The sequence below is a fragment of the Paenibacillus tyrphae genome, from assembly GCF_027925525.1.
Classification (GTDB): Bacteria; Bacillota; Bacilli; order Paenibacillales; family NBRC-103111; genus Paenibacillus_G; species Paenibacillus_G tyrfis_B.
The window spans coordinates 51914-62906 of record NZ_BSDJ01000041.1; the positions used below are offsets into that span (position 1 = coordinate 51914).

The window sequence follows — 10993 nt, forward strand, 5'->3', positions numbered from 1 at the left end:
AGGGTATGCGAAACATTAAAGTTTTATGGGGAATGATCGCTGTGTTGTTGGTCGCGGTAGTCATCCTATCCTCCGTATTAATGGCCCACTCCTTATACCCATCTCCTACCGATAAACATCCGGACCCCCAGAAGCAGGACGGAGAGGCGCAAATTTTGGCCACGATCGGAGAGAAAAAGATTACGTTAGCCGAATTGGAAACGCAGCTGCTGGCGGCGCACGGACGCGAGCTCTTGGACCGAATGATCGACCGGGAAGTGGTGCGCTTGGAGGCAAAGGCCTTGGGCATCGAGATCGCTGACAGTGAAGTGCAGCAGGAAATGAAGCGGATGAAGCAGGGGTACGAAAGCGAGCAAGCATTTTTAGAAACGATGAAAAATCAGCTGGGTTTAACTCCCGATACGCTCAAAGAGGATGTTTACCACAAGCTGTTGGCCGATAAAGTTGCGATTCACAACATCCGGATCAGCGATGAAGAAGTGCAGGCTTATATTGCGACGCATCCGGACGAATTCCAGACACGCGTGGAGTTTCGCCTTCAGCAGATCGTGACGGCCAGCAAGGAGCAGGCCCAACGGGCAATGAACGACTTGTCCAAAGGCACCGATTTTGCTCAGGTAGCCAAGGAACGTTCCCTTGATGATGCTACGCGCGATAGCGGAGGGGACTTGGGTTGGCTGGAAGAGGGCGATCCGTTCGTCTCCGCCCCGATCATGAAGACTGCTAAGCTGCTAAAGCAAGGGGAAATCGGAAAACCCGTCGAAGTCGACGGCAAATATGTGATCGTCAAGCTGAGAGAGCGTAGAGAAACTTCGAAGGAGGAGCCTGCGGTAGTTCGGGAGCGGGTCCGCAAAGATCTCGCCCTTCGGGAAGCTCCTCCGATGAAGGAGACGCTGCATACGCTCCGAGACAAGTGGAAAGTAACCGTCCAGGCAAATTTCTAGGAAACGACAGGGAATTGTATTGACAACCACCGTAGGGGTTGCTAAGATTACAATATAATACCCACTAATTTACTCGGATATTTTGATGTGAACTTGAGGAGGAGAACGGAATGGCCAGATTAGTGCAAAGCGTTACGCAATTGATTGGGGACACGCCATTGGTTAAACTAAATCGTGTCGTGCCGGAGGGCAGTGCGGAAATTTACGTGAAGCTGGAATTCCAAAACCCGGGTGCCAGCGTAAAAGACCGGATTGCCATCAGCATGATTGAAGTGGCCGAGCAAGAAGGCCGTATCAAACCGGGCGATACGATCGTCGAGCCGACGAGCGGAAATACGGGGATCGGTCTGGCAATGGTCGCCGCGGCTAAAGGCTATAAGGCGATCTTGGTCATGCCGGAGACGATGTCCATGGAACGCCGCAATCTGCTTCGAGCTTACGGTGCGCAGCTGGAGCTGACGCCGGGAGCGGAAGGGATGAAGGGCGCCATCAAGCGTGCGGAAGAAATCTTGGCCGAAAATCCGAGTTACTTCATGCCTCAGCAGTTCAAGAACCAAGCGAACGTCAAAATTCACCGCGAAACGACCGGTCCGGAAATCGTCGAAGCGATCAACGCGCATGACGGCAAGCTGGACGCTTTCATTGCCGGGATCGGAACCGGCGGAACGATTACAGGTGCCGGTTCGGTGCTCAAGGAACACTTCCCGCACATTAAGATTTACGCTATCGAGCCTTCGGCTTCTCCGGTATTGTCCGGGGGCAAGCCGGGCCCGCACCGCATTCAAGGGATCGGCGCAGGCTTTGTGCCGGATATCCTCGATACGAACATTTATGACGGGATCATTACGGTAGAGAACGAGGAAGCATTCGAAACGTCCCGCCGCGTAGCGAAAGAAGAAGGCATTCTGGGCGGCATTTCGTCCGGAGCGGCCATCTTTGCCGCACTGAAGATCGCCAAGGAACTCGGCCCCGGCAAGCGCGTCATCGCTGTCGTTCCAAGTAACGGCGAGCGCTACCTGTCCACGCCGCTGTATCAATTCGAGGACTAATAAGCCAACCAAGCCTGCTCATCCTGCAAAGGTTGAGCAGTTTTTTATTTTTCTACCTCTCCCAAGAAATTGGGAGAGGGATGTAGCACACGCGGCGTCTTTTCTTGTGGAATGGTCGAAGGAGAAATCGCGTTTCGCGGCGAGTTTTTTGCTCCATCCCCTTCTACTTCCATAAAATTCTAGGGGGATGGAGCAAAACGTGTCTGAGCTGAAGCGAAACGCGATTTCTCCGCAGACTGCGCAAGGGGCCCGGGCTCTCCCGAAGAATCCCCTCCAATTTTCGCCACCCTTTTATTCGTCCACAATTTCAAGTATACTAATCCCAACATTACACGACGAACGCAAAAGGAGGACGGAACATGCTCCTGACATCCTATCATCAATGGCAGCAGTGGGCTCAGGACTATACCGTGCTTCCATATGTTATCCGGTTTTCATTAGAGCAAAGCCGCCCGCTTTCCTGGGCGCCTATTTGGGAGGAAGCGGCTCCCGGTTCCTTCGTATTGGAGAGCGGCAAGGGCGGCCGCTACAGCTTTTTTGGCATTCGGCCCGTTTCGGCTATTCAAGGAACAGGCTACGAGGCGACGGTCACGCAGCAGGACAGCAGCGAAGAGAAGCGGCATGGAGCACCGCTGGAACTGGTCAAAAGCTGGCTCGCTCCTTTTCGCTCGCCGGTTGTAGAGGGGGCCCCGAAGTGGATAGGCGGATGTGTCGGGTTCTGGGGCTATGATGTGATCCGTACCATTGAGCGGCTGCCAGTTCGGGCGAAAGCCGATTTGCCCCTGCCCGATTATGCTTTTGTTCGGGTGAACGAGCTTTGGATTATCGATCACGAAACCAATCAACTGTTTTGTGCGGTCCATACGGAGCTTTCGCCAAAGCAAGCAAAGGAGCCGGGCTGGCTTGAAGCCCGATATAAGGAAGCGGAGCAGTCCGCGGCCCGGATGAAAGTCTTGTGGGACCGATTGACGGAGGCTGCTGCCGATCCGCTTTTGCAGGAAGAAGTGGCCTGGAAGCGGAAGCTAATGGAAGAAGACCGCTTGCAAGTGGACGTGGACGCCATTGAAGGGATAGCTGCCGATTTTCCAAGAGAAGCCTACATGGATGCGGTACGAAAATCTCGCGATTATATCAGCGCCGGAGACGTGTTTCAGGTTAATCTGTCGGTGCGCCAGAACAAGCAGCTTGAGGCATCGCCTGAAGAGATCTATGAATGGCTGCGGCTGGTGAATCCTTCCCCTTATATGGGACTGCTGCGTTTTCGTGATTTTCAGCTTGTATCGGGCTCCCCGGAGCTGCTGGTCCAGCTTGAACGAGGAACTGTCCGCACCCGCCCGATTGCAGGCACCCGTCCGCGCGGCATGAGCCCGGAAGAAGACCGGCAGATGGCGGATGAGCTGATTCATCACGAGAAAGAACGGGCCGAGCATATCATGCTTGTCGATTTGGAGCGCAACGATCTCGGACGAATTTCGACATACGGGACTGTAAAGGTCAAAGACTTTATGGTCATTGAGTACTATTCCCACGTGATGCACATTGTGTCGGAAGTTGAAGGAAAGCTGGCCGAGGGACGCGATGCATTCGATGTCATTGCCGCGACGTTTCCGGGCGGCACGATAACCGGCGCTCCGAAAATCCGCACCATGGAGATCATCGAGGAACTGGAGCCGGTGAGAAGAGGACCATATACCGGGTCTATCGGTTGGATTGACTATAATGGCGATATGGAATTTAATATAATCATACGCACGCTGATCGCAGCGGGCGGCACGGGATATGTGCAGGCCGGGGCGGGGATTGTCATCGACTCGATCCCGGAGAAGGAATACACCGAATCGATTAACAAAGCAAAAGCCATGTGGAAAGCAATCCAATATAGCGAACGAAATCCATGTCCTGCGGGAGGTAGAAAATCATGATTTTGGTCATCGACAACTACGATTCGTTTACGTACAATTTGGTGCAGTATTTGGGAGAATTGGGCGAAAAGATCGAGGTACGCCGCAACGACGAGATCGATCTGGAAGGGATCGAAGCGTTAAAGCCGGACCATATTCTAATCTCTCCGGGGCCTTGCACGCCCAACGAAGCGGGAATCAGCCTGTCGCTGATCGAACGCTTCAAAGGCCGGATTCCCATTCTCGGCGTCTGTCTCGGCCATCAATCGATCGGTCAGGCGTTTGGCGGCGAAGTGATCCGCGCAGAACGGCTGATGCACGGAAAGACGTCGGAAATATTCCACGACGGTCAAGGGATCTTCAAGGATATGCCGTCTCCGTTTACGGCAACGAGGTACCATTCCTTGATTGTAAAAAAAGAAACGCTGCCTGATTGCTTCGTGATCACCGCCGAAACGGCCGAGGGTGAAATTATGGGTCTGCGCCATAAAGAATATCCGATCGAAGGGGTCCAATTCCATCCCGAATCGATCATTACCGATCATGGGCATCAAATGCTGCGCAATTTCTTGAACGAAACGGCAGTGAGCCAAGCGTGAAAATCGATTTAAACGGAAACGTCATAGAGGAACAAAAGGCCGTGGTCTCCGTATACGACCACGGTTTTCTTTACGGTATGGGCTTATTCGAGACGTTCCGCACCTATGGCGGGCGTCCCTTTTTGCTGGAATGGCATTTGGAGCGGCTGGCCGTCGGCTGCCGGGAGCTGGACATCCGCTATGTTCCCGATCCGGACGGCTTGCAGGCCCGGATTCGCAGGCTGCTTGAAGCTAACGCATTGACGGATGCCTACTTCCGCTTCACGGTTACGGCAGGTACAGATATTCTCGGTCTTCCGGCCGAACCGTACAAGTACCCTACGGAAATCCTTTATGTAAAATCATTGCCGCCTGTCGATTCGTCAGTTTATAGCAGCGGCAAGTCGCTGCAGCTCCTCGAATCGCGTCGAAACTCGCCGGAAGGAACGATTCGACACAAGTCGCTGCATTATATGAACAATATTTTGGCGAAACAAGAACTCCGGCGCTATCCTTGGGCGACTCAGGCGGAAGGTCTCCTGCTGGATGCCCAAGGCTTCTTGTCGGAAGGGATCGTCAGCAATTTGTTTTTTGTACGCGGCGGGGAGCTGCATACGCCTTCGGCGGAAACAGGGCTTCTGCCCGGCATCACGAGACGCTATGTGATGACGGCGGCGCGAGAGACCGGATTATCCGTATCGGAGGGCCTGTACAGGTGGGAAGATCTTACCGGAGCGGACGAAATATTTTTGACGAATTCCATTCAAGAAATCATTCCGGTTACAAGGCTGTTCGACCGGGAAGGGAATGCACGCACCGTCGGCGACGGCACGGCAGGTCCTGTCACGGCAAAATTGCTGTCCCAATATAGGAACTCTTGTTCTTATTTGGTACAATAGCTAAAGCTAAGGGGGAAAATTATGAATGCGAGCGTGACGGATTCTAACAAGCTCAAGCAGCTGTTGAGCGGGTCGAAGACGGTCGTGATGGGGATTCTCAATGCCACCCCGGACTCCTTCTCGGACGGGGGCCGGTACATTGATCCGATCGCTGCCGTAGCCCGGGCATTGGAGATGATCGCGCAGGGAGCCGATATCATTGACGTAGGCGGCGAATCGACGCGTCCCGGCGCTCCGGCCGTTTCGCTGGAAGAAGAGCTGGAGCGGGTCATTCCCGTCATTCGCGCGCTGCGGCAGGCGGGCATCGATACGCCGATTTCCATCGACACGTACAAAGCCGAAACGGCGAGACAAGCGATGGCCGCGGGCGCAAGTCTGCTCAACGATATATGGGGATTGCAGAAGGAGCCGGACATGGCCCGCGTAGCTGTGGAATACGGCTGCCCGATCGTTCTGATGCATAATCGCACCGAAGCGGTGTATGCTAACTTTATCCAAGACGTGATCGAGGATTTGCGGGAAACGGTTCGTCGGGCGCACCAAGCAGGAATTCGCGACGAGCAGATTATTTTGGACCCGGGCATCGGATTTGCCAAAACGTACGAGAACAATTTGCAGCTCATGAACCATCTGGACCGGATCGTCTCCTTAGGTTACCCTGTGTTGCTCGGCACGTCGCGCAAAAGCATGATCCGCCGTGCGCTGGATTTGCCGACGGACGACGTGGTAGAAGGAACCGCGGCTACCGTTGCGCTCGGCATTGCCCAAGGCTGCCGGATCGTCAGAGTGCATGATGTGAAAGCCATGCGGCGTGTTGCCGACATGACCGATGCCATAACGCGGCACCGATGAAGCGGCTGCTTGCACGATGCGACCGCGACTTGAAGGAGGAATATGAAGTTGGATAAAATGATGCTGAAAGGGATGGCCTTTTACGGATACCATGGCGTTTTCCCAGAGGAAAATAAGCTGGGGCAGCGCTACTACGTGGATGTGGAGCTGTACCTACCACTAGACCGGGCGGGCCGCTCTGACCGGGTGGAAGACACCGTCAATTATGCTGAGGTACATGACCTGATCAAAACGATTGTCGAGCAGAAAACGTTCAAGCTGGTCGAGGCGCTGGCTGAGCATATTGCATCTGAGGTATTGCGAACTTATACTAGTATAAATGAATTGACCGTTCGCGTTGTCAAGCCGCACCCGCCGGTTGCCGTTCATTTTGACGGCTTCACGGTCGAAATTCACAGGAAGCGGGAAGCTCGCTGATGAACGATGGAGATATGCAATCGGCCGAAGCTTGCGAACGGGCTTACATCGGACTTGGCTCCAATATCGGGGACAGGGAGCGCTTCCTGACGGAAGCCGTTCGCTTGCTTCAGGAGCATCCGCAGATTCACGTTACCGGCCAATCGGCCTTGTACGAGACCGATCCGGTTGGCTATACGGATCAAGCCCCCTTTTTGAATATGGCGATCGAGGTGACGACGACGCTCTCCCCGGAGCAACTGCTGGAGCAGTTGATGGAAACAGAACGGCAGCTTGGCCGTGTCCGCGATATTCGCTGGGGCCCTCGTACCATTGACCTTGATATGCTGATGTACGGCGACGTCAGACGGCACCAGCCCGAATTGACACTGCCGCACCCGCGCATGCATGAGCGGGCATTCGTTCTGATCCCTCTTATCGAGGTATTGGAGCTTCATCACCAGCCGCAGGCCGTGCCTTTACGGGCGTTTTTGGAGCGTGCGGAAGGAAAGGAAGGCGTTACACTTTGGAAAAAAATGCAGTAGCCCAGCGCATTCGCGCTTTTCGCAAATTAAAAGGTTTTACCCAAAACGAACTGGCGGAACGGTTGGACGTTTCCATTGCCGTACTCGGCTCCATCGAGCGGGGAACGCGCAAGGCGGATCCGAAAATCGTTCGTAAAATATGCGAAACGCTGGGAATCGAGCCGGAAGAGCTTTATTTCCAAGCAAGCGGTAAATAAAATCACCCTCTCGGAAAGGAGAGATACGATGTTAACGATAGGCAATGTCACCGCCCCGAACAAAGTGGTCCTGGCCCCGATGGCAGGCGTCTGCAATCCGGCTTTTCGCTTGATTGCGAAAGAGTTCGGCTGCGGCCTCGTCTGTGCCGAGATGGTCAGCGATAAGGCCATCCTGCATGGAAATCACCGCACGCTGGAGATGCTGTACGTCGACGAGCGGGAGAAGCCGCTTAGCCTGCAAATTTTCGGTGGCGACACCGAAACGCTCGTCGAAGCGGCCAAATATGTAGACCAGCATACGAATGCGGACATCATCGATATCAACATGGGCTGTCCTGTGCCCAAAATTACAAAATGCGACGCGGGGGCGCGTTGGCTGCTGGACCCCGACAAAATCGAGCAGATGGTCTCGATCGTCAGCCGGTCCGTCAGCAAACCGCTAACCGTTAAAATGCGGATTGGCTGGGACGACGACCATATTTACGCGGTTCGGAACGCGAAAGCTGTCGAAAACGGCGGCGGCGCAGCCGTATCCGTTCATGGGCGTACGAGAGTGCAAATGTATACCGGACACGCGAACTGGGACATCATTAAAGAGGTTAAGGAAGCCGTTTCGATTCCGGTGATCGGCAACGGGGACGTCTTTACCCCCGAGGATGCGAAGCGGATGCTCGACCAGACCGGCGTCGACGGAGTCATGATCGGCCGCGCGGCACTGGGCAATCCGTGGATGCTGTACCGGACCATCCAATATTTGACCAAAGGCGAGCTTCCTCCGGATCCGAGCCCGCAAGAGAAGATCCGCATCGCGGTGCTGCATTTGGACCGGTTGACGGCGTTGAAAGGCGAAGCGGTGGCGGTCAAGGAAATGCGCAAGCATCTGGCCTGGTACCTGAAGGGGCTGCACGGAGCTGCGCGGATCAAAGACGCCATTATGGAGCAGACGAAACGGGACGCCATGGTTCAGCTTCTCACCGACTTTATCGAAACGCTCGACCAACGCGAGGCAACCGTCCACTAGTCCGGTTCGATGGGCGAAACCGGGGCGTTTGGCTTCAATTGACATTTGAATGGGGTTGCAATATAATCAGTCAATAGTCATTTGCGGCCGACGATTGGTGGCATCAAGCAGCGTCGCGTTCATATAGTAATTATCAGTGAATTCATACTCGATTGGGCTCGAAATATGAAAATCTTTCACACGACGGGAGATAGGTAGTAATGGCGGAAAAAGAAGTCATTCTCACGCAGGAAGGTTTGAAAAAGCTCGAGGAAGAGCTGGAGCATTTAAAGTCGGTGAAGCGCCGCGAGGTGGCGGAACGGATTAAAGTGGCGATCGGCTACGGCGATATCAGCGAGAACTCGGAATACGAAGATGCCAAGAACGAACAAGCGTTCGTTGAGGGGCGTATTATCACTTTGGAGAAAATGCTGCGCAACGCGCGGATTATCAACAACGACGAAGTCGACACGGATGCGGTAAACGTCGGTTCCATCGTCATCTTGAAGGACCTCGAATTCGGGGATATCGTCGAATACTCCATCGTGGGCACGGCGGAATCCGACCCGTTCCAAAACAAAATTTCCAACGAAAGCCCGGTCGGCAAAGCCATTCTTGGCAAGCGCAAAGGGGCAGTCGTTGACGTCAGCGTACCGGCAGGCGTTATTCAGTACGAAATTATCGATATCAAGAAGTAAACGGCGACAACAAAAGGAGCTTCCTCAGGAAGCTTTTTTGACTATAGGGCCGGGAAGCTTTACTTACGAACCAAGGAGCTGGAAACATGACTGTGGAATTGGAATTGAATGAATTGCTGCAAATTCGGCGCAACAAATTGGATGAACTGCGCGGTCTCGGGGTTGATCCGTTCGGCCAAAAGTTCGAAAGAACGCACCATGCCGGCGATATTTTCAAAGCCTACGAAGACAAATCCAAGGAAGAGCTTGAAGCGCTTTCCGCCGAAGTAAGCATTGCCGGGCGCATTATGCAGAAGCGGGAAATGGGCAAAGCAGGCTTTGCGCATATTCAGGACATCACTGGCAAGATTCAAATTTACGTGCGCGCCGATGCGTTGGAAGAAGCTAAATACAAAGCGTACGAACTGTTGGATATCGGCGATTTGATCGGCGTTCGCGGCACCGTCTTCAAGACGAAAACGGGCGAGCTCTCCGTTAAAGCGACAGCGGTAGAAGTTCTGTCCAAATCGCTTCTGCCTTTGCCGGAGAAGTATCACGGGCTCAAAGATGTCGAGCTGCGATACCGTCAACGTTACGTCGATCTGATCATGAACCAAGACGTGCAGCAGACCTTCATTTTGCGTTCCAAAATCATTCAGTCGATGCGCCGCTATCTGGATTCCCGTGGCTATTTGGAAGTCGAGACGCCAACCCTGCATGCCATTGCAGGCGGTGCGGCCGCTCGTCCTTTCATCACGCATCATAATGCGCTGGACATGCAGCTGTATATGCGGATTGCGATTGAGCTGCATTTGAAGCGTTTGATTGTCGGCGGGATGGAAAAAGTGTATGAAATCGGACGGGTCTACCGTAACGAAGGTATTTCGACGCGCCATAACCCGGAATTTACGATGATCGAGCTGTACGAAGCGTATGCCGACTATAAAGACATCATGAAGCTGACGGAAGAGATGATCGCGCATATTGCTCAGGAAGTGCTGGGCACGACCAAAATTACGTATCAAGATCAAGAAATCGATCTTGCTCCGTCGTGGCGTCGCGTCTCGATGGTCGATGCGATTAAAGAAGTGACGGGCGTTGACTTCAGCGTTCAGATGACGGACGAGGAAGCGCATCGCTTGGCCAAAGAACACAAAGTGCCGGTTGAGCCGATGATGACCTTCGGTCATATCGTGAACCAGTTCTTTGAGACGTTCGTCGAGGAGACGCTTATTCAGCCTACATTCATCACGGGGCATCCGGTGGCGATTTCCCCGCTGGCGAAAAAGAGCGAGCAGGACCCTCGGTTCACGGACCGTTTCGAGCTGTTTATTGTGGCGCGTGAGCACGCCAATGCGTTCACTGAGCTGAACGATCCGATCGATCAGCGGGAGCGGTTTGAAGCGCAGTTGGTGGAACGGGAGCAGGGGAATGACGAGGCGCATGAAATGGACGAAGACTTCGTACGCGCGCTTGAATACGGTATGCCGCCGACCGGAGGTCTCGGGATCGGGATCGACCGTCTGGTGATGCTGCTTACGAATGCGCCGTCGATTCGCGACGTGCTGCTTTTCCCGTTGATGCGCGAGCGTCAAGGCGAATAATTTCGGACAAGCAAAACATGCTTCGCCCTTTGCAGGGGAAGCATGTTTTTTTTGTTTGCTTTAGAGTGGTTTTGAGAGGAACAAAATAACAGTTGCAAAGTATAGGAGCGTTTGGTATATTAGTCATTGTCGCTTCTGCGGTTGAGCTCAAAAGAGCCGAGCATGAAAAAAGAAATTAAAAATAATGCTTGCAATCAGCTAGGTAGATGTGATATATTAAAGAGGTCGCTTTCGACGGGTTGTAAAACAAAGTCGAAAGATGACGAATGAGATTGCCCTTTGAAAACTGAACATCGAGTGAGTGTCATAAAGAGAATGAAAATTCTCGTCAGTAGTAACTTTTGAGCTCTA

12 protein-coding genes are annotated in these 10993 nt (G+C 53.5%); all 12 read left to right on the plus strand.

All coding sequences use genetic code 11. The features are described 5' to 3' along the window. The first annotated feature begins 5 nt into the window (after positions 1–5). The 12 genes from QMG93_RS31570 (at position 6) to lysS (ending at position 10642) form a co-directional block, all read left to right on the plus strand. Positions 6–944, plus strand: a complete 939-nt coding sequence (locus QMG93_RS31570; RefSeq protein ID WP_281943639.1) for a peptidyl-prolyl cis-trans isomerase — start codon at positions 6–8, stop codon at positions 942–944. Positions 945–1054: 110 nt separating this feature from the next. Further along, a complete protein-coding gene (gene cysK / locus QMG93_RS31575; protein ID WP_281943641.1) occupies positions 1055–1993 on the plus strand; it encodes a cysteine synthase A in 939 nt (312 codons plus the stop codon). Positions 1994–2352: 359 nt separating this feature from the next. Then, positions 2353–3915, plus strand: coding sequence for an anthranilate synthase component I family protein (locus QMG93_RS31580; protein ID WP_281943643.1), 1563 nt, complete (start codon positions 2353–2355; stop codon positions 3913–3915). Beyond that, positions 3912–4493: an aminodeoxychorismate/anthranilate synthase component II gene (gene pabA, locus QMG93_RS31585; protein ID WP_281943645.1), complete on the plus strand. Its 582-nt coding sequence runs from the start codon at positions 3912–3914 to the stop codon at positions 4491–4493. The genes QMG93_RS31580 and pabA overlap by 4 nt, the downstream gene beginning before the upstream one ends. Further along, complete coding sequence (pabC, locus tag QMG93_RS31590) at positions 4490–5371, plus strand: aminodeoxychorismate lyase (RefSeq protein WP_281943647.1); 882 nt, start codon at positions 4490–4492, stop codon at positions 5369–5371. Before pabA ends, pabC begins: the two co-directional genes overlap by 4 nt. Before the next feature lie 21 nt (positions 5372–5392). Beyond that, on the plus strand, positions 5393–6223 hold the full coding sequence (gene folP, locus QMG93_RS31595; protein ID WP_281943665.1) for a dihydropteroate synthase: 831 nt from the start codon (positions 5393–5395) through the stop codon (positions 6221–6223). Positions 6224–6271: 48 nt separating this feature from the next. Continuing rightward, entirely contained in the window at positions 6272–6640 is a 369-nt protein-coding gene (gene folB / locus QMG93_RS31600; RefSeq protein ID WP_281943668.1) for a dihydroneopterin aldolase, read from the plus strand. After that, a complete protein-coding gene (gene folK, locus QMG93_RS31605; protein WP_281943670.1) occupies positions 6640–7164 on the plus strand; it encodes a 2-amino-4-hydroxy-6-hydroxymethyldihydropteridine diphosphokinase in 525 nt (174 codons plus the stop codon). Before folB ends, folK begins: the two co-directional genes overlap by 1 nt. Further along, positions 7146–7361, plus strand: coding sequence for a helix-turn-helix domain-containing protein (locus tag QMG93_RS31610; protein WP_010501498.1), 216 nt, complete (start codon positions 7146–7148; stop codon positions 7359–7361). The genes folK and QMG93_RS31610 overlap by 19 nt, the downstream gene beginning before the upstream one ends. A 28-nt stretch (positions 7362–7389) precedes the next feature. Beyond that, entirely contained in the window at positions 7390–8382 is a 993-nt protein-coding gene (gene dusB, locus QMG93_RS31615; RefSeq protein ID WP_281943674.1) for a tRNA dihydrouridine synthase DusB, read from the plus strand. A 200-nt stretch (positions 8383–8582) separates the two neighbouring features. Beyond that, entirely contained in the window at positions 8583–9059 is a 477-nt protein-coding gene (greA, locus tag QMG93_RS31620; protein ID WP_163853021.1) for a transcription elongation factor GreA, read from the plus strand. An 86-nt stretch (positions 9060–9145) separates the two neighbouring features. Further along, positions 9146–10642 (plus strand): lysine--tRNA ligase, encoded by a 1497-nt coding sequence (gene lysS, locus QMG93_RS31625; RefSeq protein ID WP_281943677.1) that lies wholly within the window; start codon positions 9146–9148, stop codon positions 10640–10642. The last annotated feature ends 351 nt before the right edge of the window (positions 10643–10993 follow it).